Origin of the sequence: Streptomyces sp. NPDC093085 (genome assembly GCF_040683935.1) — a bacterium.
Lineage (GTDB): Bacteria > Actinomycetota > Actinomycetes > Streptomycetales > Streptomycetaceae > Streptomyces.
Genome location: NZ_JBFBFB010000002.1, coordinates 353093 through 377504, shown reverse-complemented (window position 1 = coordinate 377504; position 24412 = coordinate 353093). Strand labels below are relative to the sequence as shown.

Genomic DNA, 24412 nt, shown 5'->3' with positions numbered 1-24412 from the left:
TTGTCGCAGGTGCGGGCGGCGCACCGGGCTGCGCAATGGCGTTCTGCGCGTTCACTGCGTCGCCTCCATCCGCGCGAGCAGGGAGCGGACCAGGGTGGGCAGGCTCTCGGGTCCGTCGCCGATCGAGACCTGATCGGTCGCCTCGCCGAGGACGTATGCGGCGTCTTCCAGCAGGCCGCTGGATATCTCCATGCAGGCGTCGGTGATCCGGGAGGCTGAGAGCAGGGACTCGGAGAGCACCTCGACGTAGTCGACCGGCGCGAGGCCGGCGGCCTCGGCCGCAGTGCGGATCGCCGCCAACTCCAGGGCGCTGAAGGTGAAGTCGAACTCGGCGTTCTGCTCAACGCTGGCCCGTGCGGCGAAGGCCGGCTCCGGCGGCTGCGTGGGGATACCGACGCGCGTGCAGATGCGGTCGACCGAGGCGGTCAGCTCCGCGAGGGACTCGGTGAGCCATCCCAGCGCCGATGCGTAGGAGGCCAGGGTGAACAGACCCGCTGGCGTGGTGGGAAGGGGATCGTCGGCCACGAAGCCTTCGAAGCGGTCGCTCAGCTCGCAGACGACCCGGGGCCCGGCGGACAGTGCACCGAGCACAGGGTGCAGGTAGGAACGACTGGCGGCCGTCGGATACTCGGCAGTGAGGATGCCCGAGACGCTGTGCGCAACCTCGGTGAGGAGGTCGGCCAGTTCGGTACGGGCCAGGGGGGTGCGGTCGGCGGTCATAGCTGGGGAGCCCTTCGAGGAGCGGCAGCAGCGGGTTGGACTGCTGCGGCAGGAGTTGCCGGGACCGCAGTCGGCTGGTCGACCGCGCGGGGCGAGCGGGATCGGGCGGCCTGCACACGCGCTTCGGAGGCGGAGGCTGCCTCGGCGTCCTGGTGGGGGCCGGTACGCAGGTGCGCCGCGCGGTAGACCGCGTAGTCCTTCCTGCTGCCGGCAGCGACGAGATAGATCTCGCGCTTGTGGTGCGAGGTCGGCGGAGCCGGGCGGAACTGGATGACCATCCGGTAGGAGACGGACGGATCGACGTACACCTTGTGGAAGCCCGCGAGGCGACCCTTCAATGGCAGGCAGTCGTCGCTGCCGTGAACCAGGTTCTGCAGCTCCAGCAGAGCCAAGTCGCGCATGTCGTCGGGAAGTTCCCGGAGGTCCGCGATGGCATCGGGATGTGCGGCGAAGGCGAAACGGGCGCGGCTCACAGCAGCGGCCCCTGGCCGGGGCGCTGTGCTGGCCCCGGCGGTGGCGTACGGGAGGTGTCGAGTCCCGCCCCCCGCGTCGCGGAGGCACCTGTCGACCGGGCCAGGGCGATGCGGGCGACACGGGCCCGGACGACGGCGCCGTTGTGATCGCTGTACTCCGGCGGCTCCGGGAGCGGACCGCTGCGGTCGTCCAGCCAGGAGCGGGCGGCACCCTCATCGGCGAAGGCGCCCTCGCGCATCGTGTACGTGTGGGCGTCCGCGTCGCCCTCTTCGAGGAAGACTCGAATCGGTGCCTGGTCGGTGCTGGAGTCCCGGGTCAGGGTCCAGGTCTCGCACGGGTCGAAGTCCGAGGTCTCGCTGGCGAGGACCTCGTACCGGGCGCCCGACTCCCGTATCTGCTGCTCGATCTGGACGGTGAGGTCGTCGGCGGGCTTCATGAAGTTCCCGTCGACCTGAGCGATTGGCCCGGGTGGGCATCCGCGTTCGATCAGCCAGTTCTGGGCGAAGGCCACGGTGGCGTGGTAGGTCGACTCGAAGGTGAACGTGTCCAGGCTGAGATCTCGCGCGACCATGATCGCGACTACCTGCGGATCGCCCGGAATACCCCAGGTCATGGATCGGTCGTGGGCGACGACGAAGGTGTGAGAGCCGTGAGGAACGGTGTGGTGTTTGGCCATGACCGTCAGGTCGTCCGGCCAAAACGCCTCCGCCGCGAGCTTGGAGGCCGCGTCGGCAGGCTCGAAGTCGTCGAGACGGAAGTCGAGTTCGCTGGCCGCTGGGTCGGCGGGCCAAAACCACCCCAGCTCGGCGTTCGCGGAGTCCGCGTCGCCGAGCGCGGAATCGTAGGGGCCGAAGGCGGGTTCGTTGCTCATGCCGCCAGCCCCAGTTGCTCGGGCGCGGGGGTGGTCAGCACGCGGTGGTTGGGCCGGGTCGGGCTCGTCGTGCAGGCGGCGAAGGGGCCGTCGGGAGCGCGGAGATGGACGAGCGTCTGGTCGAGGTGGTCGCGGTGCCACACCGAGGGACCGGACAGGCCGGCCTCGGCGTCGGTGAGCTGCTGCCACGCGAGCCAGAGGGCGTGCAGTCGGGCGACGGCCTCGGGGTGTTCGTGCCACTGCGCGCACCACGGGCGGCTGGTGCTGATCTCCCGGCCGTACACCGGGAGAAACAGGTAGTTCACCCAGTCGCTGAGCGCGGCGATCTCGATCGCGTACGCCTCACCGCCCAGGGCGAGGACGAACACCGAAGCGGGGCCATCGCCCTGCGCGAAGTCTGCCCGGGCGGCCGGAACGCCGACAGGCGAAGGAAGCTCGGCGGAGGCGGGAGCGGGCTCGGAGCCCAGGCGGTCGAGGATGACGCCGTGCTGCCTGACCTCGGCCATCGTCTTGGCGAGGGTGCTGGCGAGGTCGTCGAGGTCCCCGTCGGGGACGCGGAACGGCTCAGGGCCGGGGGCGGTCGTGCTGGTGTCGGACATGGGGGCGTGCTCCATCTGTGAGACGGCGACATGAGGAAGAGGATCCGGAGAAACCGCGATTTGGCCCGGCCGGGAAAACCCGGTAGTGGGGCGCTACGCCGTCGCGCAGCGAGGGCAGCGCGGGAAGGGTGCAGCTAGCAACTGCACTGCTCGGTGGGCCTGTTGAGGCACAACGCCGTTGCCCAGCGCGGTGAGTTGAGCCGGTCGTCCGAGCCCAGGGGTGGCGGTGACCCAGCCGGGCTCCAGGCCCTGCATCCACTCCACGAAGTCGGCACGAAGGCGTCCGGCCGCATCGGTGGGCGGCGGCGCGGGGCGGGTGAGCATCTCCCATCGGGCGATGGCGGCTGCGTACGCCCCCCATCGCTGGTCGGCCCCTCGGTTTCCGGAGCCGATTCCGTCCAGAGCGGCAGAATCACTGCCGACAGCGGAGGGCGCCATCCCTTGCCTGGCCGGCGTCCCGGCGTGGCCGTGTCGCGGGCCCGTGGGGTGGACAGCAGTGACGCCGCCGCGCTCGGCAGGGTCATGTCCCCATTGCCGTGGCGCTGGTTGGGCGAGCCCTTGATTCCGTCCGATGCCTTCGGAGTAGGCAGGAGCCACTCCACCTCGTCGGCCAGGTTCGGGCCGTGTCCTCCGCTCTTCCTCTTGGAAGGGTGTTGCGAGCCGCCGTTCTTCGCGATGTTGCTGGTCGGCGTCTTGAACAGCGTGTTCGGCGGGCCAGGCGACGAGGAACGTGCGCTCGCGCCGGTGCGGGGCTCCGACATCGGAGGCGCGAAGCACGAGCCACTTCGCGTCGTACCGGAGGTCGGCCAGGGATCCGAGTACGGCACCGAGTGCTCGCAGAGGAGGCTGACCTGGGGTGTCTCCCAGACACCACGGGCAGAATTCCACGTTGCCAGGGGAACCGGCGGGGGAGGTGAGGAGGCCGCGCACATTCTCGATCACCACCAAACAGGGTCGGAGGGCTTCGACCGCACGGGCGACGTGCAGCCACAGCCCGGAGCGGGTCTGGGCGTTGAGTCCGGCCCGACGGCCGGCGACCGAGACGTCTTTGACAGGGGAAACCCGCTGTCAGGACGCACACCCGGGGCACGGCAGACCAGTTGACGGTCGTGATGTCGCCCAGGTTGGGGACGCCGGGCCAGTGGCGGGCCAGGATGCGCGAGGCGTTCGGATCGACCTCCGCGTGCCAGGCCAGCGTGCCGCCGAGCGCGGACTGGACGCCCAGGTCCAGCCCTCCGTAGCCGGAGCAGAGCGAGCCGATCAGCGGAGGGCCCGCGACGGTGGTCTGCGTGTCACCTACCCCGAGCGATTCGGTCAGGGCCAGGGCGTCGGAGACCGGGGTGTTGTTCATGGTGAATTCCAAGGGGAAGGACGAGCGACGTACGGGAGGGGAGGGTCAGCCGTGTCCGCGAGATGGCGGTCGCACGGCGGCCGGGCTGGGGGCAGACTCCGGCCGTGCCGAGGATGGCGAGGTTGGGCGCGGTGTGCTGCGGGCGAGCGCCGCGTGTACCTGCGCAGGGGGCGGCTCGGTCGGTGAGCGGGCCGGGGCCGGGGCCGTCGGCGTCGGTGCGGGGTGGCCGTTCGCGGCCTGCCAGCGGGAGCGCACTTCATCGAGGGGGCCGAGTGCATGCAATGCGTGATTGATGAGCCGCCCGGGGGCCAGAGCTTCGTCCTCTGCCAGGGCCCGGATAGCACGTGCGGAGGTCGCCGCCGTGCGGGTGACCGACGAGCGCATCACCAGCTTGCCGAGCCATTCGGTGCTGCCTGGGCCCACGCCGTCGCAGATGGCGGTGAGCCGATCGCTGGACAGCGTTCCGTCGGCCAGAAGCCCGCGCCGCTGGGCTTCCCAGAGCAAGGTGACCCGATCGATGGGCTCACCTCGGTGGTGCAGTGCGCCGAGGCAGCGGTAGAGCTGCCCGTGGGCGGGGTCGGCGAAGTCGTCAGGCCGCAGCCAGCCGGCAACCTCGTCCATGGCGTTTGGCTGCTCAGCGAGGACGGCGAGAAGGAACCTCTCGTCCTCGGCGACCTGGTCGGCGCGAACCGGCGGTGGCGCGGCTGGGACGGTGGTCGGCGGAGCAGTCGGTGGGACCGGGCGTGGTTCGGTGCCCCAGCGCTGTGCGAGATCGCTGAGCACGCCGGTAAGGACGTCCGCGTAATGCAGGGCTCCCTCGACTTCGCCCTGCAGGGCGTCGGCGCGAGCCGCCTGGTGAAGGCGGATCGCGTGTTCCGTGACGCTGCGATGGATCGCGCCCTCCAGCACCATGCGGCCGTACACCGGAGCGTGCGCGGGACGCGGGCAGGCCGAGATCAGGGAGTGGGCGTACACCGCGGTCAGCCCCCGTACGTGGAGGCCGGCCTCGTTGACTGCATCGGTTACCCAGGAGAGCGGTACGGACTTTTCAGCCAGGGCGGGGTGGCCGTCGTCCCGGAGCTTGCGCAACGCGGCGAACAGCGCCCGGTGAACGGGCCGATAGAAGTGGTCCGGCGCGAGCCAGTCGAGGTGCGAGAGCTGATCCGGGTCGAGCAGCACGGAACCAAGCACCGCCTGTTCCGCACGGAGCAGCGGCGTCACCGCGCACCCTCGATCCAGACACCGGACGGCGTGAGGTGTTGCTCGTCGAGCCGCGCGACGGCGTGGTCGGCGGCGGCCGTCAAGGTGGCGAGGCCGTCCAGCGTTCGGCTGAACTCCTCATCGTTGATGGGGACGGAGCCGATGCCGCTGTGCAGGCGCCAGACGCCCTGTCGACGCAGGGCGGCCGAGCCAGCCAGGTGGACGTCGTGCGGTGGCTGAGGTGTTGGGTGATGGAAGGAAGACATGGGTGGTCCTGATCGGTGATGGGGGCGGAAAGGTTTCAGTTCGCGAGGTCGAGGTCGTCCCTGACCGGGGTGCCGGAGCGGCAGGTCCAGGGTGAGCAGCCTTCGACGTCGCCGTTCTCCAGTTCCGTGTCCGCGATGGCGTCGAAGAGGTCGCCCTGGCGGCGGGACCACTCGTGCGCGGTGACGCGGTCGATGGGCGCCTGGCCGAGTGGCTGGCGGGAGCGGTGCAGGTACGCCTGACCGAGCAGCGGGTTGCCTTCGGCGGTCGCCCTGGCGTTGCCCGAGCGGATCGCGGCGTCGAAGGCGACGACGTCTTCCCATTCGTCGGGGGAGTCGTCCCGCAGCGCCCTCCACTGGGCGTTGCCGTGATACGGGCACCCCAGACATGCGCTCCGGGGAGTCGATGCGAGGCCGCGCGAGCGCAGCAGCCGTAGACAGTCCGCTCGGGAGAAGTTCTGCTCGATCAGGGGGAACCGGTTCTTCATGTAGGCTACGTCGGCGTCCTTCGCCCGGTGGAATTCGTCTACCGAGATGCCGATCCACTGCTCGACAAGGATCCCGGCGGGGATCCGCCGCGGATGCGGGTAGCCGAGCAGCTCGCGCACCTTCTCCTTGATGGGCCGGAGTTTGTACTGACCCGTGCACTGCCTACGCGACATCCCCTCAGTTCCTGCTGGGTTGAGGATGTGCAGCGGCATGGAAGCGAACCGCTTGGCCGGGTCCAGGGCGTCGGAGCGGATGTTGCCCGAAGACACCCGCAGGATCGGTATCCCGGCCGGCGCGGCGATCTCCCGGTCGATCCTGTCGAGGTGCTCGTAGACCGCGCGCGGCTCCCAGCCGGTGTCGGCGAAGACGGCCACGTCCAGTCCGGGCAGGTGCCCTTCGGCAGCCATCAGCAGCAGGCACGTCGACTGCACGCCGGCGCCGAGCGACAGCACCTGCAGGGCTGGGGCGCTCATGCCGACAGCCCGAAGTCGTCACGGACGTTGGCCTTCGCGAGGGCCCGTTCGGTGATCGCCTTCGTCGCACGGGCCGAAGCAGGGCCGACCACCTTGGCGGACGGCTCCCTGTACCAGGGCCGGAGGTCGAGCATGGCGACCCGGATGCCTGTGGCCAGGAGCAGCGCCTTGCCCTTGGGCAGAGCGCGGATCGCGTCGGGCGGCAGGATCCGCTCGGTGCGCATGCTCACCGAGGTGGACTTGCCGCCGTCGCTGGTCGATACCGAGGTGGTCTGCACGTCGTGGTCACCGACCTGCCTGCTGAGCCGGTCGGCGAAGTCCGCGTCGTCAATGCCACTTCCGATGATCTTGACGGTGGCGGCGGACCAGAGGGCGTCCATGCCGGCCTCGCCCCAGCAGCGCTGGCCCTGCCGGTAGGACTGCAGGATCGTCATCGGGATGACACCCCGGCTGCCCAAGTGGCTGTACAAGTCGGGGAGATCGCTGATCTTGCACACGTTCGCGGCCTCGTCGAGGACGCACAGCGCGGGCGGGTCCAGCCGTCCGCCGGAGCGCTCGGCGACGACCACGGCCGCGCGCATCACGGCGTCAGCCGCTGCGGCGATGATCGCGCTCGCGCTGCCGCCGCCGTCCTTGCTCAACAGGTACAGGGTGTCGCGGGACGTGGCGAACGCGAAGGGCTTGAACTCGGGGAGATCCTTGGCGGGGGTGACCCACGCTGCGACGTCCGGGTCGAGCAGGCAGCTCGCGTACTGCCGCGCCGTCTCGAAGATTCCGTCGCGGGTTTCCGTCGCGCCGGAGACGGTCCCCTGGAGCTGGGCCGCGACGGCGTCGTGGCCGGCGTCGGTGAGCAGGTCGACCGGGGTCCGGTCGGCGGGGGAGGCGAGCCAGGCCAGGACGTCGGTGATCGGGCGGCGGTGGCTGGCGGCAGCGAGGAACAGCGCGCCGAGGGTGTTGCTCGCCGCGGTGGACCAGAAGTCGGAGCCGTTCGAATCGTCCACGCTGGCGGCGACGAAGTGCCCGGCCAGACGCTTCGCCCCGGTCAGGTCGCGGGCGTCGGCCAGGATGTCCCACCACATCTCGCGCGGGTGGTGGGCGATCTGCTGCGGGTCGAGCGTCCAGATCGCACCGACCTCGCCCCGAGCGTCCACCGTCGCGGTGAAGGCGTCGTTCGCGGCTTTGTTACTGGTGAGCAGGACCGGGCCGGGCGCCGCGAGAATCGCGGGGATCGCGAGCCCGGAGGTCTTTCCGGAACGCGGAGCCATGATCGCGACGATCACGTCCTCCCAGGACGCGCGGACATGGGCCCCGCCCGGGGAAAGGGCGCCGAGAAGGATGCCGCGGTCGGCAGGGGCGACCTCTTTTACACTCCCGGCCGCTCAGGGACGGCCGCAGGCTCCTGGCCTTGGCGGTGCTCTCCTTGTCCAGCAGCGGGGCGAGGTCGGCCTTCCGGGCAAGGCCGTTCTTCGGGCCGCCGCGCAGGCGCATCCACAGCACCAGGCCGAGGACAGTGAGGCAGACGGACAGCAGGCCGGGGATGATCCGCGCGCCGACCAGCAGGGCGGTGGGGCTCAGGTTCGGCCACAGCGCTTCGGGATGAAGAAGTGTGTCAGTGGCCCTGTACGGAGAACAAGGCCCGCTTCCGAAAAAGGAGTTGGTGAGATTGCCGCTCAGCCAGGCCAGCGAACCGAAGGCGAGCGTGATGCCGAGTATGCCGAAGAGGAGGTAGAAGAGCGCGTCCGACCCGGTGGTGGTCGAGGGCGCGCTGGTGCGCGGTGCGGGCATGATGAGTCCTGGAAGTGAGCGCAGGCGAGTAACGGTGGCGGGGCGCGCGGTGCTCTTCTGCTGGTCATCGAGGAAGCTCCTGTTCAGGAAGGGAGTCGGTGGTCGGGGCTATCGGGTTCGAGGGCCGGGGGCTTGTGAGGGACGTGTGACCGCGCCGGCCTCTGGTGCCTCACCACCGAGGGTCGAGGAGACCTTGGCCTTGGCCGCTGCGGGCGAAGTGGCGAGAGCGGCGGTTTGGGGGCCGGGGAGCCCCGGAGGCTGATTCCGTGCCTCGGCCTGGGGCTGCTGCGTGCCGCCGATACCGAGCAACTCGACGTGTGAATCTTGGAGTTCCGACTGGGCCGAGCCGACGAATTCCGCAGCGAACCCAAACCGGTCGGCGAGTTGATACGCCTCGTCGTCGAGGTCGGTGATCTGTTCGCCTGCCGCCTCCAGCGCTTCCCGCACACGCTCCAGTGCGCCGTGTTCGGGGTGAAGAAGGTGGTCGACCGCCCGCCGAAGGTCGTCACCGTTCTCGGCTGACCTGATCTGGTCGGTGAGTCGGAGGAGTTCCGCTCCGGCGGTGTAGGGCCCGAGTGGGTTCGCCGGGGTGGCTGTCCGGGCGGCATCGAGAGAAGCGTCGAGGTCGACCCCATAGCGGGCGGCGCGGAGCATCTCGGCTGCGTGGGTGGCGATGGCCGCGCGGTCGACGGCGGGGGTCGTGGTGGGCAGGCGGTGGCGGCGGCCGTACCAGTCCTGGATCTGCTGGAAGCCGGCGTGTTTGAGGAGCGTGGCGGAGAGGTCGTCGCTGGCGCCCTTCGCCGAGACGCTGCCGCTGGGTTCGGCGGTGATGGTGATGGAGGGGGCGGGCACGTGGGTCTCCAGGGCTTGGGATATCGGTTCTGGCGGGGTGGGCAGGTGACCCAGTTCGGTGGCGATTCGGCGGCACTCCGTTTGGAGGCGGAAGGCGTCTCGGTAGGCGTTGTGGAGGCTGCCGTCCTCACGAGCGAGGGTGGCCATGACATGCACCTGCCGGGGCTGGTTGCGCAGGGCGATCCACCGGCAGGCGTCCGGATCGCCTTCTGGAGCGATGCCGGTGACGGCCACGAGGCGTCGGGCGACCGTGGCCCACTGCGAATCGGTGAGGTCCGGCCGGCACGGGTCGGAGCGGACCGAGCAGGTCCATACCGGCCGTTCCGGTGCGCGAACCCCGAGACGTTCAAGGGGAGCGTCGAGGGCGCGGGCCAGGTAGGGCAGCGAGCCGGACTCGGCGAGCAGCTCGATCGGGGCTCCGTGGCCCTCGCCTGCGATCAGGCGGGGACTGGTGTGGCTGCCGCGTTCGCCTGGCCCGTACAGGTACGAGAGCAGGCCGGCGGTGTTGCTGGCGCGCTGCAGGTGGGCGATCACGGCGGCTACCTCGATGGGGAGTGGGCGAACGGCAGCCCGGTCGGCGGGCTGTCAGGGGAGAGGATCCGCACAATCCGCGATTTGGCACGGCCGGAGATCCCTGGTAGACGCCGCCGCTTATTGCCAGGTGTCGAGGCCGTGGTCGTAGGTGAAGTTCGCGCACGCGGCACGGGCGAAGTAGGCGTCGTTGTGCAACCGGGCCCAGCGGCCGTCCTGACGGATGACGGTCGCCACGATGTCGAGCCCGCTGGCCTGGTTGCGCATGGCCACCCACCGGCAGGCCGCCGGATCGGCGTCCGGCTCTATCCCGGTGGCGTCGAGAACCTCACGCGTCAGCTCGAACCAGTCGCCGTCATCGAGTTCCACGTCGGTGGTGTTGCGAATGGCGCCGGACATCGCAGCGCAGGGGGTACTCGGGCATGGGCTATCAAGGTCCTTCATCAGATGCACGATTCATGCGGCGGACGGATGTGGTCTGGAGTGCTTGGCGGTGGTCTCGGGGACGCTTCCGCCTTCTGCCTTGTCTCAGCGTGTCCTGCGAATGGCGTTTGTCGCCGCCGTGGCGATGGCGGCGGGAGCGCTGGAGGGCTGGGGCAGGTGCAGCAAGGTGGTCCCCGGCAAGTGGCGGGACCCCGCGGTGAGGGTGACCTGGAGAACGGCGCAGCCGGCGGTCGTGAGCTGCTTGACGCGGGTGACGGCTTGAGCGGTTTCGTCCGGGGTGTAGACGGCGTCGGTGACGATCACGAGTAGGCGGCCGGCGCCGGGGCGGCTGAGTTCGAGGCCGTGGTCGAGCGCGTCCAGGGCATCGGCGAGGTTGTGACTGCTGCCGTTGGCGCCGAACGTTGTCACGCGCTCCGGTGCCCGGTGGGTAGGTCGGGTCAATGCGGTCAGGTGCCTGTCGTAGGCGATGGTGGCGGTGAGGGAGTCGGGGTCGGTCAGGGCTGCTGCGCGTGCCACGATCCAGGCAGCGGACGCGACGGGCGCACACGCGGCACGCATGGAGCCGGAGACGTCGACGGCGATACCCACACGCAGCGGTGGGGTGGGGGTATTCCGGCGGCGGGTGTGGGTGAACGGTTCCGCGGTGGGGACCGACCCGGCCGCGCGCTGAGCGTCGCGGGCGAGGGCCGCGCGCATGTTGAGGCGGCCGGGCGGGGTCGGGCTGGTGGTCCGCTCCTCGGTCCGCTCGCGGTAGGCGGCGGCGCGCAGGGCGCGGCTCAGGCGCGCGGCGGCGCTCTGCTCGGCGGCGGTGGGCCTGCGGGTGCCGGTGACCGGGTTGCCGTAGGGCGCAGGTGTGCCGTCGGGGGTGACGGTGGTGCCACGCTTGTTGAAGACCGACTTGGCGGTGGCGGCGGCTTTGCGTCGCTGGCCGGCCCGCTGGGCGCGGTCCTGTGCCTGCGCCTTGGACTGCGCGGCCATGGCGTTGGTCGCTGCGGCCTGTGCCGCGAGGTCGGCGGCGTCGGTGGCGGCCGTGCTGTCCATGACGACATTCACGGCGCCGGACAACAGATCGGTGAGGTTCTCCGGCACGGGCAGGGCGGGGGCAGCGGCGTCCAGAGCGTCGCACCATTTCTGTGCGTGCGCGAGCATGGTCGTGGCGTCGTGGTCGGCGCACTGGTGGGCTGCGGTCCAGATGCGGGTGAGGGTGGCCAGCAGGTCTGCGCCCAGCACCTTTTCGCACAGATCGGCGACTGCCCGGGTCTCGCCGGCATCCAGGATGCCCACGTCACGGCGGCCGAGGATCAGGGCCGCCACGCCGGCGGCGTGCTCGATGCCCTGGAGGGTGGGGTGGGCGATGTCGGGCATGACCAGGGTTCGGGCACTGGTGCGCAGGTACGTGCGATCCGTGGGCCGCCTGATCAGGTGTGCGCCTTCGACACGGCTCTCCTCCAGCAGGAGCGCGGCCTCGACGACACGGGGGTCCGCTCCGGCAGGCTGTGTCCAGACGGAGTGGGCCGCGTGCGCGGCCTCGTGGACGAACACTCCCCAGGCGGCGGGATACCGGTCCTCGTCGCCCACGATCCGCGGATGGATCTCGTGGGGCTGGAAGGGGGCGAACAGGCGGGCGTCGAACTCGACCTCGCCCAGAGTGGGGAAGAACGCGGCCGGTGCGCCGCTGCGCGTGCCGGGACGGCAGGTGACGAGGAGGTCCTGGCGGCCGGAGAGGGCGACCAGCCGGTCGCCGAGTTCGGCTCCCACACGCAGCCACGCGTCCGGGGAGGAACGGGGTTGCGCGGGCGGGGCGCCGTCGTCGTCCCAGCGCGCGAGGTCGGCGTCGTCGTCCGGCGTGGACTGGACGTGGTGGTGGGCGCTCATCGCGAGCGGCCCCGGTGCGCGGAGCCGGTGCTGCCCGGGGGCTGCCGGACGGCTGAGGCGGGGAGCTGCTTGCCGAGGGTGAGGGGCGCGATCTTCTTGACGCCGGCAGCCTTGATGACGGCGGCGGCGACGGCGTCGCGATCCTCCACAGGCGCGATGCCGACGAGGTTCGCGAGCGCGGCCCTGGTGCCGAGGACGGCCTCGGTCTTCTGGTAGCTGAGCAGTTCCCGCAGTTGGGGGGCCCAGCCTAGCGCGCCGAGTTCGACCTGGTGGGCGAGGTGTCGGGCGACCCGGACCACCCGGGCATCGATCCTCAAGGCCAGGGCGAGGTCATAGTCCGTGCCGATCTGGATCTGCACGCTGAACCGGGACGACAGCGCCTCCGTCAACACCGCCCCGTGGACGCCGGGATTGTGGCCCGCCACCACGTAGAAGCCCGGCTCGGCCTTGATGGTCTCGCCCTTGTGGGCCTTGACCTGGATCTGCCTGCGCCCGTCCATCGCGGGATACAGCGCCGCCAGGACCTTCGGTGAGATCAAGGTGGCATCGTCGATCAGCAGGGCGCGGCCCTCGGTCATCGCGGTGACCAGCGGACCGTACTGGAAGACGTAACCTCCGCCGTCGGCCTGCGTGTACTCGCCGATCAAGTCGCCGACCGTGGTGTCGCCGTCACCGGCGACGGTGAGCAGGTCCGGGAACGCCGCCTCGACCAGACTCGTCTTGCCGGTGCCCGGAGGGCCGTAGAGCAGCACCGGCACGTCGACGTCGCGCAGGCGATTCAACGCCTCGACGTCGGGCAGATCGGCCAGCTCCCGGGGGTGGTAGAGCTGGCCCCCCGCGCGGCGGATCGGACCGGTCTGCCTCGGCGTGGCTGCGGCGGTAATGGTCGTGCGGGCCGTGGCCGCCTGGGCGCGGGGAGAGTGGGTGCCCGGAGGGCTGATCACAGCGGTCTGCGCCGCTGCGGCGGTTTTCGCGTTCGCGCGGAACTCCGGCTGTCCGCTTCCGCCTTGATCGGCCTCACCGCGACGCACCAGGGTGAGAGCGGCATTGCGGACGGCGCCGTGGGAGTGGCCCAGCTGCCTGGCCATGTCCCCGATGGCGAGCGTGTCCGCCGGCCGGTCGGCCAGCAGTCGGGCCACCTTGGCCCGTAGTTCACCGCCCTTGGTGCGCGCTGGACTGGCAGGCGTTCCGGGTGCGGTCACAACGAGGGTCCTTCAACAGATAGGGGGACGGGAGGGGTTGGCGTGGGCTGGAAGGGCTGGCCGGTCTCGGAGCGGATCACGGACTGTGCCGACATCGGCGACCGGGCCAACCGGTGAGTACCGTCGGCGCTCACCGGCCGACCCCCGGCTCGGTCCAGGTGCAGGGGATAGCCGACGACGAGCAGCTCGCCGGCTGCCGAGCAGGCCGGTGCGTCCGCTCTGTACCGGGTTCCGTCGCCCGGCAGGCGCAGACGGGCGCCTCTTCGAAGCCGGCCTGGAGCAGGATCCGCCGGGCGGCGGCGTTGTAGCCGGTGGTCGTGATCTCCCCGGTGATGGCGTGCCGGATCGTCATGAACGGCTCCGCTGGAGCTTCGGGCACGGCGGATCTCCTCATGGAAGTTGGTTCAGCGGTTGCGGGAGAACGCGATGCGCGGGTCGACCGGCTGGGCCGCGGGGGCAGACGCGGCGGGAGCGGGTACCGGAGCCCTGCCCGGGACGCCGGCGCGGGTAGGGCTGGCGGCGAGCGCGGCGGCGCTGACGGGGAACTTGTGGGTGGCCAGACCCTGACCGCGCTCGTGGCGTGTGGCTGGCGCGGGTGCCGGAGGGCGGCGGGCCGCAACGTCCTGGGCGAGGCGCGGCTGCACCGCGACCTGAAGGTCGGATCGGTGCATCGACACCGTGGCGTTGGCGACCTTCTCCAGGGCCTCGCTGCGGTCGACGGTGGCGGGCAGCGTGTAGATGTCCAGATCCGGGTTCAGCCGCCAGCCGTGTTCCTCCAGGACAAGTCGACCGCTCAGTGAGGAGGAGTGGTCGCTGGTAGCGGCGACGATGCCGAGTTGCGGGAGCTCGGCGATGGCGACATCAGGTTCACCATTGGGGCCCCGGCTGGGGACCGGTGCTGCATCGTGCACCAGAGAGGGGTCGAGCGCGGCGTCCACGTCGACTCGGTAGCCGGCCCTGCGTAGCAGCTCGACTGCTCGGGTCGTACGACCTTCACCGTCACGGTTCTGATTGGCCAGCGCGTACAGCGTCGGCTGGTCTGGGACGGGCTGGAAGTCGAAGCCCTTCAGCATCCATGTGCTGGCTGCGAGGTTCTTCGGGTTCGCGGCGACGATGCCGTAGACGGGGTGGCGGCCGAAGGCCAGGTCGGGCAACACGTCGTAGTGGCTGGGCATGGCAGATCCATCCGGTGGAAGCTCGGTGGCCGGGGCGGTCGAGGGTCGGGATGGTTCTGGTGGGGCGGGCCATGGTGGACTCCGAGGCGGGAAGCGGTCAGCGACCGGAGGCGGACGAGGGACGGTCGGGCGGCAGCGCCGGGCGCATGGCCGACGCGGCTGGCTGTGGTGCCGGTATCGTGCGCTGGGCGGTCGGCGAGAGCGCGCGAGCGGCGTTCGCCCGTGGCGAGGCAGTGTCCGCCCGGGGAGTCACGCCGAGTTGATCAAGGCGCGAGTCGATCGCGGCGAGCAGACTCGGAACACTGCCGCCGTGCCGGGCGTGGGGGCCGTCCGGCTCCGAGTCGTAGATCACTTCGTGGACTGCGGAGTCGTCGGGGTGCCCACGGGTCACCAACCAGCTCTCCGGATGGCCGGGTGGGTGCTCGGTGGACGGCTCCTGGGGTGGCGAGATGATCAGCGCGCTGCCGTCGGGCAGTCCGACGTGGACGATGTAGTCGCTGAGGCCGTATTCGGCGGTGCACTCCAGGCCGCGCTGCCGAAGGGGGGCGGTTACGTGTCCGTACCCGTGCTCCCGTTCCACGGATGCCGCTGCGAAGCGCAGGGGAGGATCGCTGACGTGCGCGGTGACGTGAGTGCCCTCGGTATCGAGGGAGACCAAAGGCTGGTCGGATTGCATGGACCTCTCCTTGACCGGGTGCCCCAGCGGTCGACGGCGCGAACCGACGGCCGAGGGACGGTGAAGGTGTTGGCGTTCCACGAGGATCTGGAGATCGGCCGGTTTTGTGGTGCCGGAACTCTGTGTTACCAGCGTCAGCGGGAGCGACGCGGGGGTGACTGATTGGACGCAGGCGGTGCAGGAAGCGAAGCGGCGGGAGTGCCGCGGTTGCCTGGTCTTCGTTGGGTGCGGAGATTTCGGGCACGGTAGATCCTTCTTCCTGCGCCTTTGCTCACCGCGAGCGCGGTTGTGAGCGGACGGTAGAGGGCGAGATGAGGTCGGGGGCCGGGGCTTGCCGACCCATGGGGTGGCCGCTGACTGTCACGGCTGGGGAGACGCGAGCTGCTGCTGCCGTTCGACGGGAGCGGGAGTGGATCTCGTGGTCGAGGCTCTCCCCCACGAGGTGCAGCTCTTCGCCGAGATCGGTCAGGCGGTCGGTCAGGGTGTCCAACTCGGAGGCGCTGTCCCGGACCCCGTGCGTGCGACACCACTCCGACGCCGCTTCGAGCATCTGGTGCAGCCGGGCCACCGCGCCGAAGTCGTCCGTGAGGGCCCGGTGGAACACCGAGGCGAACTCATCAGGTCGGGCGGCGGCAAGGCGGTCGGCCCAGCCGTCGGCCGGTGCCGTGCTGCGCGGACTCGGGCCCGAGTCAGCGCCCTCTACGTGGACTCGGTCGCCCCGTCGCGGTACAGTCGACGAAATGTCTCAACGCCGTTTATTTAATGACTAGTTGAGCTAGACAGACATCCGGGCATCGGTGTCGAACAGCTCTCGCTCGGCGGGGTGCAGGATGTGCTGGGTGATGAAGCTCCTGCCCGCGACCTTCCACAGGCCCCGGCCCTTGGTCAGGGCGGACACGGCCTGGGTCTCGACGCCGGTTAGGCCGAGCAGGGAAGCGGCAGCAGTGAGCTGGTCGGGTTCCTGCCGGTAGATGATGCGGGTCGAGCAGTCGGCCAGCAGGCCCTCGGCGAGTACCCGCCCTCGCGAGCCGGCATCGCCTGCGCTGAGCAGGTCGCTGAGGCGGTGGATGACCATGAGGTTTGCGATGCCGAGGCCGCGTGACAGCTTCCACTGCGACTGCATGCGCTCCAGCAGGCCGACGTGCCGCATTACCCGCCATGCCTCGTCGTAGATCACCCAGCGCCTGCCTCCGTCCGGGTCGGCGAGGGCGGACTCCATCCAGGCCGAGGCGCAGGTCATCGCCAGGACCAAGGCGGTGTCGTCGCCGGAGCCGCCGAGGCGGGAGAGGTCGATGGACAGCATCGGGGTGGTCGGGTCGAAGGCCACCGTCGAGGGGGCGTCGAACATGCCGCTCAGATCGCCGTGAACCAGTCGGCGAAGGGCGTGCGCGAGGTCCTGTGCGGCGGGTCCCATACGTCCGGCCTGGTCGCCGAGGGCCCGGTCGAGGCGCTCGGGCGAGCCGAGGGCGTGCGCGATCTCGCCGAGCAGCGGCACCGTGCCCCCGGCGTCGGCCTCGGCGACCACCAGGTCGAGAGCGAGGTCCAGGGCGGTGTGTTCCATCGGCAGGAGATCGCGCTTCAGCACGGTGCGCGCCAGGGCCGCCAGGAGAAGGAGGCGGCGCTTGCGGACCTCGGTCGACCAGTCGCCCTCGCTCACCGAAGCGGGCCGGGCCGGAGCATCCAAAGGGTTCAGCCGACCCGGAAGCCCCGGCCCGAGCGCGATGCTGTAGCCGCCGAGGGCCTGCGCGACGGCCGTCCACTCTCCCTTGGGATCGCAGGGCACGTAGACGCGGTAGCCGTGGGCAATCGCCCGGGTGGCTATCGACTTGGCCAGCGCGGACTTGCCCATGCCGATGATCCCGGCCAGGACGGCGTTCGGATTCGTGAAGCCCTCGATCCGCCCGCTGCTGTACAGCGAGAACGGGTCGTAGCAGAACGCGGCCTCCGCGTGTACGTCCCGTCCGATGAAGATCCCCTCGGCGCCCAGGCCGCCCTCGGCGAGAAACGGATAGGCGCCGCTGACAGTGGCGGTGGTCATGCGGTGGGCGGGGAGGCTGAGCTTGCCGCCCCGAGCCGAGGAGGGACCGGGGCGTCCGGAGGGCGGGTAGATCGGCCGCAGTTCCGGGTCGAGGTGCTCCTCGGCGCGGTGCTTCGGCGGGGCTCCGGCGCGGCGGGCCTGGCGGCGGGCCTCGGCGAAGCCTTCGCGGGCGGCACGCTGCTCGGCGCGTGATGCCTTGCGGGGGACGAACAGGTGGGAGGCGCTGGCGCGGGTGCGGGGCATGAACGTTTCTCCAGACGGAAGGCGTGTCAGCGGCGGACGAGGCCCGTGAAGGGCGAGTGCAGGTCGGCCGGGGTGGTGCGGCGGCGCACCAGGTGCGCAGTGCGCTGGTGGCGCTGGCAGATGGTCAGCTCTGTTGCCCCCTCGGGCAGGCCCGCCTGGCATCCCTCGCGTTCGGGCACCTCGCCGGAGTCCGGCCGGGGTGCTGCGTGGTACGCGGCGTGGATGTGATCGGCGGCCTGCCAGATCCGGGTGCGGGTGGCGCGAAGCTGGTCGCCTTCGACCGGCACGAGCTGGCCGGTGCGGGAGGCGTGGGCGTCGAGCAGGCCGTGCAGCGAGACGAGGTGGGCGTGCAGGGTGTCCAGTTCGGCTCGGGTGGTGACGAGGGGGCCGCCTGGAATGTTGAGCGAGCGGTGGAAGTCGAGCGCCGCGGTGGCGAAGGGCACGAAGTCCTGCGCGGTCGGGCTGGCGGTGCGGGACATGGGGGTGCTCTTTCGGAGGGAGGGAGGGCCGGCATCAGGCGGCGAGGGCGAGTGGCATGGCGGCGACGGTGAACGCTTCGGCCTGCTGCCAGGTGAGCGGCCGGAGGTCGAGCTGGGCGCCGACGGCCGCGGTCTCCACGACGGCGCAGGCGGAGCGGAGTTCGTCCTCCGAGTCGGCCGAAACCGTCAGCAGTCCGGTCAGCGCGACATCCGCGTGGCCCGCGATGAGCTGACGCTCCCGGGACTTGATGTCCTGGTACTCGATCGAGTCCGCCTCGGAGTCGACCTGGCCCCGCCGGGCTCGCTCGGCGGCATCGGCAATCACGCTGGACTTCTTCCGCTGGACGTCGCGCAGGGCCGCGTCCAGTCCCTTCGGCTCGTAAGAGAGCGAGAGGGTGCGCCGGACCCCGGCGGTGAACAGGAGCTGGTGCAAGAAGCCGGCCGAGGTTTCGGTGCGGGGCCAGTTTTCCACCCAGTACGTGGCGTGGACGGCCGAGTCGGTCGCGATGTGGTCGGCCTTCTCGACGACCACGACCGGACCGGCAGCGGCGGGCTCGGCCTCGGGATGCCCTGCCGTGGACCAGCGGTCAAGCGTCGCAAGGGCCTTGGGGTCGTACGCGGTTCGCACGACGGCCGCGATCTCGCGGGCGGTGAGCCAGCCGGTGGGGTTGAGCCCGGCGGTTCGCGCGGCCTGATCGAAGGTCGAGGTCAGCTGTGCCAGGACGCTGAAGGACCCGGTGAGGCCGCCACCGGCCTGGTTGATCAGCCGCCTGGCGGCCTTGGAGTCCAGCGAGATGGCGACGTACGCCTCGTGCGGCGCTGCGGTCGGGCCGGCGCTCTGGATCAGCTCGCTGTAGATCGCGCCCGCCATGGGGGCATGGGGCTGGCCGTGCTCTTCCCAGTAGCGGCGCAGCGCGTCACCCGAGTCCGGGACGGTGCGCTCGATCACCTGGATACGGGCGACCTGGCCCGTGCGGGCGAGCGCGGCCAGCGCGCGACCCCATCCGTTCACGTTGGCGTTCTGGGTGCCCGGGTCGAGCAGCGCGTAGGCGCGGGAGGAGACCTTGACGACGGCAGTCAGCGTGCCGGTGTGGGGGTTGTGGACCGCTCCGTACCGGCGGTCGGGCGCGGTGACCACGCGCAGGCTTGCCGCCGTGCCGGGCAGGTGGAGCAGACCCTCGCGGATCGGACGGCGGGAAGGCCGGGTGAGCCAGACCAACTGGCCCCGCATTCGGCGCAGGGTGTACCGAGTGACGATCGGAGCCCAGTCGGCCAGGGCGCGGCCTCGGTAGCGGACGAAGACGAGGAGGGCGATGGCGGCCCAGACCGGGATGAGTTCGAGGGCGCCGACCACGCCGCGGGCGAGGATCACGGCGAGCAGGAGAAGACCGGTCAGGGACACGACGATCAGCTGCGAGGCGGTCAGGCCGAGCAGGATGCCGCGCCGCGAGCGGTGCGGGAACTTCACGGTGGCCGTGGTGGCTTCGGCCTGGTGCTTGTTGGACATGGTGGTTCCAGACGGTGGGAGCGGGCGGGGGCGGGGCGCGCGGCGTTCTTCTGGAGGTCATGGGGCTCCGTTTCTGGTGATCGGTGGTGCGGGGCGTCGGGGGCGGGCTGCACCCGCAGCCCGCCCCCGGAGGTGATGGGTCAGGAACCCGAAGGCGGCTGGCTGGGATGCACCCAGTTCGTCGGCGTCGGGGAACCGGTTGCCGAAGGCCCCGTGGAGGACGGCGGCGCTGCGGCGGGGGCCGCCGGCGGCGCGGCGCCAGCGCGGTTCATGCTGCTGCCCCCAGCCGGAGCGGCAACGAACTGGCCGCCCGCTTCTCCTTCGACGCCCCCCGATTCGCCCTCACCGGGTCGGGTGATGAGCGGCGGGATGCCGGGGCGCTGGATCAGGGCCCGGCCCTTGTCGCCGGAGGCGTTCGGGTCCTCGCCGTACCGGAAGCTGGTCTGCTGCTTGGGCGGTCCGGCGTCGATGCCTTCCTTGCTGAGGTTGCCGCCGGTGGGGTTGATGCCGGAGGCGACACCGTCGCTGCCCGCGCCGGGGACCTGGCTCGGCCCCTGCGGTGCAGGGGTACCGGTACTGGCCTGCATCGCCAGACTGCCCGCGGTCTTCGCGGCACCTGCGGCGACCGCCATGCCGGCGACGCCGGTACGGTGCACGTCGTCGTGCCCGCCTCCGTCGCTCGCCCAGTGGACGAACTTGTACGTCGCGTACGGGCAGAGCAGGACCAGGATCATCACGACGATGCCCGCCATCGCGTCGGACAGCGCCGACATTCCGTCGGTGGCATCGGACTTGCCCATCGCCGAAACGCCGATGAGGAAGACGATGGTCATCAGGAGTTTCGAGACGACCAGCGTGGCGGTGGCCTCGATCCAGCCCCTGCGCCAGCGCTTGGCGACTTCCCAGCCGCCGCCGGCTCCGGCGAAGACGGCGAGGGAGACCATGATCAGGACGCCGACCTTGCGGGCGACCATGACGCCCCAGTACAGGAACGCGCCGATCGCGCATCCTAGGGCGACCAAGGCTGGGACGCCCCAGCCCAGGCCGTACATCGCCCCCAGTTCGGTGACCTTGATGACGCGGCGGATCGCGTCCTCCACCGAACTGTTGGCCGCCTGGAACAGCCCGTCGGACAAGGCGTCGACCACGGTGATGGCGACGGAAGTGAAGGCGATGGCGCAGAAGCTGAACAGGACGCCGGTCATGGTGCCGATCGCGGCCTGGGCCAGGGCGCGTTCGTCCCGCCGCCAGGCCGCGAACATCAACTGAATGCAGAACGTGCCGACGGTCAGTGCGAGCCCGATGGGCAGCAGCAGTTCGTAGTTGTCCCGGAACCACCCGGCGTTGAGATCGATGGCAGTGGTCTCGTTGACGGCCCTCGCGGCGAGATCCGCAGCGGTGGCGGCCAGTTCGCCTGCGGACTTCGCGATCCATGCTCCGATGCCATCGGTGACGGCCCCGCCGGGGTTGGTGGCGAAATCGACAGCACCGCACACCTGGTCCATCAGCGGTAGGTCGCAGACAGCCATGGCGATACCTCCTTTCTGGATGGAACGGTCAGGGCGCGACGGACGGCATGACACCGGCCAGGGCGCAGGAGCGGGAGGGACGGCACTGAACCGCGAGGGTGGTGACGCGGCTCTCCGCACCACCGGCAGGCGAGCCCTTCCAGGCGATCGACTGTTTCCCAGAGACGGTCACGGCGTAGACGTACGCCTGCGTGATCGTTCCGGGATTCGCCTGGAGGGCCTGGGTGAACGAGCCGGGGAAGTGGCCCTCGTTGACCTTGGCCGTGGCGAACTGATCGTTGGCGGCCATTTCCTTCCACAGAGCGGCGGAAGGAACGACCGCGTCGACCGAGTCAGGATCGGCGTACTTGACCTCGGCGGTCAGCCACCCGTGCAGAGCGGTCCGCAGCTCTGCCTGGGAGTACGCGCGGGTGTCGTAGGACCACAGGGCGTCGGCGGCTGCCTTCCCGAACGCGATCGGATCGTGGGTGTCCGGCGGAGCCGGGAGAGACCGAGGGTGTGACCTCGGCGGGGGAGACCCGGACGGGGAGGCGCTCGGCGAGGAAGCCGAGGGCGAACTCGCGGGTGGAGGATCGGCTTCCGAGGAGCCCCTGCCATCGCGGGTGAGGTAGGCAGCCAGGCCGGCGAGGGCGACGAGCACCACCAGTACGGCGGTGCCGAGCAGCGCCCGGCGGCGCACGCGAGATGCGCCGCCGGGGTTCGAGGAGTGGGAGGGCATCAGTGGACCTGCGTCCCGAGCGTGCTGAAGAACGCGACCACGCCGTTCGCGGCGCCCAGCAGGAGGGCCGCACCAGCGCTGACCAGTACACCCTTCTTGCCGTTGGCCTCGGCCTGGTGGCCACCGGAGTGGTGGCCCCACGCCCACACGCCCGCGCTGACGGCTAGCGCGCCCACCACGGCGATGATGCCGAAGAGGTTGACGGAGCCGATCACCTGCTTGAGGACCGCGAGGCCCGGCAGGCCGCCCTCGTTCGGCTTGATCCCGGGATCGTAGGCGAGCTGGGTGACCTTGTCGGCGAGAAACATTACGAACTCCGGTTCGATTTAATGCACGCTGAAGCCCGAGAGGGCGGAGCGGGCGGTGCGAGAAGAAGGGGGAAAGGAGAAGCGCCGGTCAGACGACTCGGCGGACCGCGAGAATCTGCGACTTCCACGACGCGAGGGTCGCGATACGGACCACGTCACCGGTGCGCGGGGCGTGGACGATCAGGCCCCGGCCGATGAACATGCCGACGTGCCCAGGGACGTCGGCCGTTCCTTCGGTGAAGACGAGATCACCTGGCTGGAGGGCATCGGCCGAAGCCGCCTTGCCCTCCTTGACCTGCGTGTACGTCGTGCGCGACAGGGGGACCCCGGCGGCCTTGTACGCCTGCTGCATCAGGGAGGAGCAGTCGCACCGGCCCATGGGGTCGGGTCCGTGGGAGTCGGTGCAACTCCCGCCCCACTGGTACGGCGTCTTGAGCTGGCCGAGCGCCCAGCGAATCGCCGTCTGGACCTTCGCCGGCGCATCGGCCGGGATCTTGTACCCGTCCGGTACCGCGCCAGCAGGGATGGTTCCGAAGTCGGGTCCGTCCCCGCCGGCCATACAACCGCCCGCGGCATCCGATGGGGTGGATTCGGTGTCAGCAGAGCCAGACGGAGACGGGCTCGGCGCCGCTTCGCCGGACTTCGGCAGCAGGGGCGCGATGGCCTTCTGCAAGGCGGTGGCCAGCGGCTCCCACTTGGCGTACGCCTCCGGGAACCCGGACCTCTGTACGGCCTGAGCGGCCTGGGTGATGGACAGGGACTCCCAGCCCGAGACCTTCCGCAGCCCCTCGTAGAACTTGGTCGAGGCGTGGACCGGATCGAGAACCTCGTCCGCCGTGCCCCACCCCTGCGAGGGACGCTGTTGGAACAAGCCCAAGCTGTCGCGGTCACCGTAGGTCAGGTTCCGCAGGCCGCTCTCCTGCAGGGCGGTCGCCAGGGCGACGACCTGCCCGCGCGCCGGAATGTTCATCGCGACCCCGGTGGCCTGGATCGTCTTGGCGTTGGGCACCTGGTCGGCCGGGTCGTCCAGGCCCGGCACGGAGACCGAGCCCTTCTCGCCGCCGTCCAGGATGGCCTTCACCTGAGAGGCAACGGCTGCGGTATCCACAGACTGTGTACCGTCGGTTGAGCATGAGGCTGAAGCCGTCCCGACACCGACGGCGAGGATGGGCACGGCCAGCAGGAGCGGGCCGGATGCGAAGAGACCGACGACGGCTCCGGTGGTCTTCTTCATCGCCGCTGCCGTTCACCGGTACGGCGGTGCCCGCCGGACAGCGGTGTTGGGTCGGGGCGCGGGGGTGTCAGGGCATGCTGCATCGCAGCGGCTCCTCGTGGTTCGTAGGAGGCGCGGTGCCGACTTCTCGTGCAAAGCCGTCGGCACCGCGCCGAGGTGAATCCGCCTCTCAGGGCGAGCCCGGTTCAGAGGAGTTGGTAGCTCCCGGACACCGGTCTTGGGTCAAGCGCGGCAGCCAGCCGCGCTCCTAATCTCATGCGGTACACCGGGTCTCCTCACGGGTGTTCGAGCGGGGCGCCAATGTGCCTATCGCGCTGCTCATTTGGACGAAGCAGCACGGATAAGCACAGGTCAGCAGGGGTGGAGCGCTGCTTTGCCCCGGTGACATGGCGAGACAGTAGACCGGGAATCCGGCCGCACCAAACGCGGCCTCGGCCAGCGACACGGTTGTTAGGCGCGGCCGGATTTCGCGGCTAACCTCCGGCGCAACCCCGCTCGACGCGACCGCTGTTGAGTGACATCCGGAGCGGGTCCAGTCCCCGCCGTGCCCTGAAAGAGGCCCCGCACATGAACTACACGCTGCACCGAGGCGATGCCCTCACCGTGCTGAAGACCCTGCCGGACGAGAGCGTCAACGCCGTGATCACCGACCCGCCGTACAACTCCGGCGGACGTACCAGCTCAGACCGCACCGGTCGTACTGCACGAGCCAAGTACGTCACCAGCAACTCGGCACACGACCTGCAGAACTTCCCCGGGGAGAACCGCGACCAGAGGAGCTATCGGAGCTGGCTGACCGCGCTGCTCACGGAGGCGTATCGGGCTTCCACCGAGCACTCGGTCGCCATCGTCTTCTCGGACTGGCGCCAGGAGCCGACGACGTCCGACGCCCTGCAGATGGCGGGCTGGACCTGGAGCGGCACGATCCCGTGGATCAAGCCCGCCAGCCGGCCCCGCAAGGGAGGATTCAAGCAGTCGGCCGAGTTCATCACCTGGGGCGTCAAGGGAAGCCTGGCCAAGGACCGGGACCTGTACCTGCCGGGCCACTTCATCGCATCGCAGCCGCGCAAGGATCGGGTGCACATCACACAGAAGCCGGTCGAGATCATGCAGCAGCTCGTGCAGATCTGCCCCGAGGGCGGCACAGTCCTCGACCCGTTCACCGGCAGCGGTTCCACGGGGATCGCGGCCCTCCGCGAGGGACGCCGGTTCGTGGGCGTCGAGCTGTCCTCGCACTACGCCGACGTGGCGGAGCAGCGGCTCCTTGCGGAGCTGACGCAGGACGACTTCGTCCTGGCCGGACCGGAGGAGTGATCATGAGAGCGGAGAGGCCGGGCCTGGCGGCCCGCAGACGCCAAAGGGGCGGCTGGCGCATC

24 protein-coding genes and 2 pseudogenes are annotated in these 24412 nt (G+C 70.5%); 1 reads left to right on the top strand and 25 read right to left on the bottom strand.

Features of this window, described 5'->3' with window-relative positions; genetic code table 11:
- Nucleotides 1–51: 51 nt before the first annotated feature.
- The 25 genes and pseudogenes from AB0O07_RS08315 to AB0O07_RS08195 form a co-directional block, all read right to left on the bottom strand.
- Nucleotides 52–720, bottom strand: a complete 669-nt coding sequence (locus AB0O07_RS08315; RefSeq protein ID WP_365628916.1) for a hypothetical protein — start codon at nt 718–720, stop codon at nt 52–54.
- Complete coding sequence (locus AB0O07_RS08310) at nt 717–1193, bottom strand: hypothetical protein (protein ID WP_365628914.1); 477 nt, start codon at nt 1191–1193, stop codon at nt 717–719. Before AB0O07_RS08310 ends, AB0O07_RS08315 begins: the two co-directional genes overlap by 4 nt.
- Nucleotides 1190–2065, bottom strand: a complete 876-nt coding sequence (locus tag AB0O07_RS08305; RefSeq protein WP_365628911.1) for a glycosyl hydrolase — start codon at nt 2063–2065, stop codon at nt 1190–1192. Before AB0O07_RS08305 ends, AB0O07_RS08310 begins: the two co-directional genes overlap by 4 nt.
- Nucleotides 2062–2664: a DUF4913 domain-containing protein gene (locus AB0O07_RS08300; protein ID WP_365628908.1), complete on the bottom strand. Its 603-nt coding sequence runs from the start codon at nt 2662–2664 to the stop codon at nt 2062–2064. The genes AB0O07_RS08305 and AB0O07_RS08300 overlap by 4 nt, the downstream gene beginning before the upstream one ends.
- A gap of 93 nt (nt 2665–2757) precedes the next feature.
- Nucleotides 2758–3657: a DNA cytosine methyltransferase gene (locus AB0O07_RS08295; RefSeq protein WP_365630273.1), complete on the bottom strand. Its 900-nt coding sequence runs from the start codon at nt 3655–3657 to the stop codon at nt 2758–2760.
- A 118-nt stretch (nt 3658–3775) separates the two neighbouring features.
- A pseudogene (locus AB0O07_RS08290) lies at nt 3776–4015 on the bottom strand (hypothetical protein); the annotation flags it as partial.
- Nucleotides 4016–4060: 45 nt separating this feature from the next.
- Nucleotides 4061–5236 (bottom strand): DnaB-like helicase N-terminal domain-containing protein, encoded by a 1176-nt coding sequence (locus AB0O07_RS08285; protein ID WP_365628905.1) that lies wholly within the window; start codon nt 5234–5236, stop codon nt 4061–4063.
- Nucleotides 5233–5481, bottom strand: a complete 249-nt coding sequence (locus AB0O07_RS08280) for a hypothetical protein (RefSeq protein ID WP_365628902.1) — start codon at nt 5479–5481, stop codon at nt 5233–5235. The genes AB0O07_RS08285 and AB0O07_RS08280 overlap by 4 nt, the downstream gene beginning before the upstream one ends.
- Before the next feature lie 35 nt (nt 5482–5516).
- On the bottom strand, nt 5517–6440 hold the full coding sequence (locus AB0O07_RS08275; protein ID WP_365628899.1) for a hypothetical protein: 924 nt from the start codon (nt 6438–6440) through the stop codon (nt 5517–5519).
- Nucleotides 6437–8225: pseudogene (locus AB0O07_RS08270) on the bottom strand (TraM recognition domain-containing protein). Before AB0O07_RS08270 ends, AB0O07_RS08275 begins: the two are co-directional and overlap by 4 nt.
- 108 nt (nt 8226–8333) lie before the next feature.
- The gene (locus AB0O07_RS08265; protein WP_365628897.1) at nt 8334–9611 is read right to left on the bottom strand and encodes a hypothetical protein; all 1278 of its coding nucleotides are present in this window, start codon (nt 9609–9611) and stop codon (nt 8334–8336) included.
- 117 nt (nt 9612–9728) lie between these two features.
- Nucleotides 9729–10007, bottom strand: a complete 279-nt coding sequence (locus AB0O07_RS08260; protein ID WP_365628894.1) for a hypothetical protein — start codon at nt 10005–10007, stop codon at nt 9729–9731.
- Nucleotides 10008–10136: 129 nt separating this feature from the next.
- On the bottom strand, nt 10137–11927 hold the full coding sequence (locus AB0O07_RS08255; protein ID WP_365628892.1) for a hypothetical protein: 1791 nt from the start codon (nt 11925–11927) through the stop codon (nt 10137–10139).
- Entirely contained in the window at nt 11924–13066 is a 1143-nt protein-coding gene (locus tag AB0O07_RS08250) for an AAA family ATPase (RefSeq protein ID WP_365630270.1), read from the bottom strand. The genes AB0O07_RS08255 and AB0O07_RS08250 overlap by 4 nt, the downstream gene beginning before the upstream one ends.
- Before the next feature lie 193 nt (nt 13067–13259).
- Complete coding sequence (locus AB0O07_RS08245) at nt 13260–13481, bottom strand: hypothetical protein (protein ID WP_365630267.1); 222 nt, start codon at nt 13479–13481, stop codon at nt 13260–13262.
- Between the two features lie 52 nt (nt 13482–13533).
- Nucleotides 13534–14304: a hypothetical protein gene (locus AB0O07_RS08240; protein ID WP_365628889.1), complete on the bottom strand. Its 771-nt coding sequence runs from the start codon at nt 14302–14304 to the stop codon at nt 13534–13536.
- Nucleotides 14305–14401: 97 nt separating this feature from the next.
- The gene (locus tag AB0O07_RS08235) at nt 14402–14980 is read right to left on the bottom strand and encodes a hypothetical protein (protein WP_365628886.1); all 579 of its coding nucleotides are present in this window, start codon (nt 14978–14980) and stop codon (nt 14402–14404) included.
- Nucleotides 14981–15251: 271 nt separating this feature from the next.
- Nucleotides 15252–15584 carry a hypothetical protein gene (locus AB0O07_RS08230; RefSeq protein WP_365628883.1) on the bottom strand — a complete coding sequence of 111 codons (333 nt, stop codon included), beginning with the start codon at nt 15582–15584 and terminating at the stop codon, nt 15252–15254.
- 171 nt (nt 15585–15755) lie between these two features.
- Entirely contained in the window at nt 15756–17261 is a 1506-nt protein-coding gene (locus AB0O07_RS08225) for an ATP-binding protein (RefSeq protein WP_365628880.1), read from the bottom strand.
- A 26-nt stretch (nt 17262–17287) separates the two neighbouring features.
- Nucleotides 17288–17740, bottom strand: coding sequence for a DUF6238 family protein (locus AB0O07_RS08220; protein WP_365628877.1), 453 nt, complete (start codon nt 17738–17740; stop codon nt 17288–17290).
- Between the two features lie 34 nt (nt 17741–17774).
- Nucleotides 17775–19247 (bottom strand): SCO6880 family protein, encoded by a 1473-nt coding sequence (locus tag AB0O07_RS08215; protein ID WP_365628874.1) that lies wholly within the window; start codon nt 19245–19247, stop codon nt 17775–17777.
- Nucleotides 19248–19387: 140 nt separating this feature from the next.
- Nucleotides 19388–20776 (bottom strand): ATP-binding protein, encoded by a 1389-nt coding sequence (locus AB0O07_RS08210; RefSeq protein ID WP_365628871.1) that lies wholly within the window; start codon nt 20774–20776, stop codon nt 19388–19390.
- 28 nt (nt 20777–20804) lie between these two features.
- Complete coding sequence (locus AB0O07_RS08205; RefSeq protein WP_365628868.1) at nt 20805–21494, bottom strand: hypothetical protein; 690 nt, start codon at nt 21492–21494, stop codon at nt 20805–20807.
- Complete coding sequence (locus tag AB0O07_RS08200; RefSeq protein ID WP_365628865.1) at nt 21494–21802, bottom strand: DUF6112 family protein; 309 nt, start codon at nt 21800–21802, stop codon at nt 21494–21496. Before AB0O07_RS08200 ends, AB0O07_RS08205 begins: the two co-directional genes overlap by 1 nt.
- A gap of 88 nt (nt 21803–21890) precedes the next feature.
- On the bottom strand, nt 21891–23036 hold the full coding sequence (locus tag AB0O07_RS08195) for a C40 family peptidase (protein ID WP_365628862.1): 1146 nt from the start codon (nt 23034–23036) through the stop codon (nt 21891–21893).
- 567 nt (nt 23037–23603) lie between these two features.
- On the opposite strand from AB0O07_RS08195, the gene AB0O07_RS08190 reads away from it, so the two are divergent.
- A complete protein-coding gene (locus tag AB0O07_RS08190; RefSeq protein WP_365628859.1) occupies nt 23604–24350 on the top strand; it encodes a site-specific DNA-methyltransferase in 747 nt (248 codons plus the stop codon).
- Nucleotides 24351–24412 lie beyond the last annotated feature (62 nt).

What these genes read in the sequence shown, in the direction of transcription:
- AB0O07_RS08315 (WP_365628916.1), bottom strand. Translation starts at nt 720, where the DNA reads ATGACCGCCGACCGCACCCCCCTGGCCCGTACCGAACTGGCCGACCTC.
- AB0O07_RS08305 (WP_365628911.1), bottom strand. Translation starts at nt 2,065, where the DNA reads ATGAGCAACGAACCCGCCTTCGGCCCCTACGATTCCGCGCTCGGCGAC.
- AB0O07_RS08300 (WP_365628908.1), bottom strand. Translation starts at nt 2,664, where the DNA reads ATGTCCGACACCAGCACGACCGCCCCCGGCCCTGAGCCGTTCCGCGTC.
- AB0O07_RS08280 (WP_365628902.1), bottom strand. Translation starts at nt 5,481, where the DNA reads ATGTCTTCCTTCCATCACCCAACACCTCAGCCACCGCACGACGTCCAC.
- AB0O07_RS08275 (WP_365628899.1), bottom strand. Translation starts at nt 6,440, where the DNA reads ATGAGCGCCCCAGCCCTGCAGGTGCTGTCGCTCGGCGCCGGCGTGCAG.
- AB0O07_RS08260 (WP_365628894.1), bottom strand. Translation starts at nt 10,007, where the DNA reads ATGTCCGGCGCCATTCGCAACACCACCGACGTGGAACTCGATGACGGC.
- AB0O07_RS08255 (WP_365628892.1), bottom strand. Translation starts at nt 11,927, where the DNA reads ATGAGCGCCCACCACCACGTCCAGTCCACGCCGGACGACGACGCCGAC.
- AB0O07_RS08245 (WP_365630267.1), bottom strand. Translation starts at nt 13,481, where the DNA reads ATGACGATCCGGCACGCCATCACCGGGGAGATCACGACCACCGGCTAC.
- AB0O07_RS08240 (WP_365628889.1), bottom strand. Translation starts at nt 14,304, where the DNA reads ATGCCCAGCCACTACGACGTGTTGCCCGACCTGGCCTTCGGCCGCCAC.
- AB0O07_RS08235 (WP_365628886.1), bottom strand. Translation starts at nt 14,980, where the DNA reads ATGCAATCCGACCAGCCTTTGGTCTCCCTCGATACCGAGGGCACTCAC.
- AB0O07_RS08225 (WP_365628880.1), bottom strand. Translation starts at nt 17,261, where the DNA reads ATGCCCCGCACCCGCGCCAGCGCCTCCCACCTGTTCGTCCCCCGCAAG.
- AB0O07_RS08220 (WP_365628877.1), bottom strand. Translation starts at nt 17,740, where the DNA reads ATGTCCCGCACCGCCAGCCCGACCGCGCAGGACTTCGTGCCCTTCGCC.
- AB0O07_RS08215 (WP_365628874.1), bottom strand. Translation starts at nt 19,247, where the DNA reads ATGTCCAACAAGCACCAGGCCGAAGCCACCACGGCCACCGTGAAGTTC.
- AB0O07_RS08210 (WP_365628871.1), bottom strand. Translation starts at nt 20,776, where the DNA reads ATGGCTGTCTGCGACCTACCGCTGATGGACCAGGTGTGCGGTGCTGTC.
- AB0O07_RS08205 (WP_365628868.1), bottom strand. Translation starts at nt 21,494, where the DNA reads ATGCCCTCCCACTCCTCGAACCCCGGCGGCGCATCTCGCGTGCGCCGC.
- AB0O07_RS08200 (WP_365628865.1), bottom strand. Translation starts at nt 21,802, where the DNA reads ATGTTTCTCGCCGACAAGGTCACCCAGCTCGCCTACGATCCCGGGATC.
- AB0O07_RS08195 (WP_365628862.1), bottom strand. Translation starts at nt 23,036, where the DNA reads ATGAAGAAGACCACCGGAGCCGTCGTCGGTCTCTTCGCATCCGGCCCG.
- AB0O07_RS08190 (WP_365628859.1), top strand. Translation starts at nt 23,604, where the DNA reads ATGAACTACACGCTGCACCGAGGCGATGCCCTCACCGTGCTGAAGACC.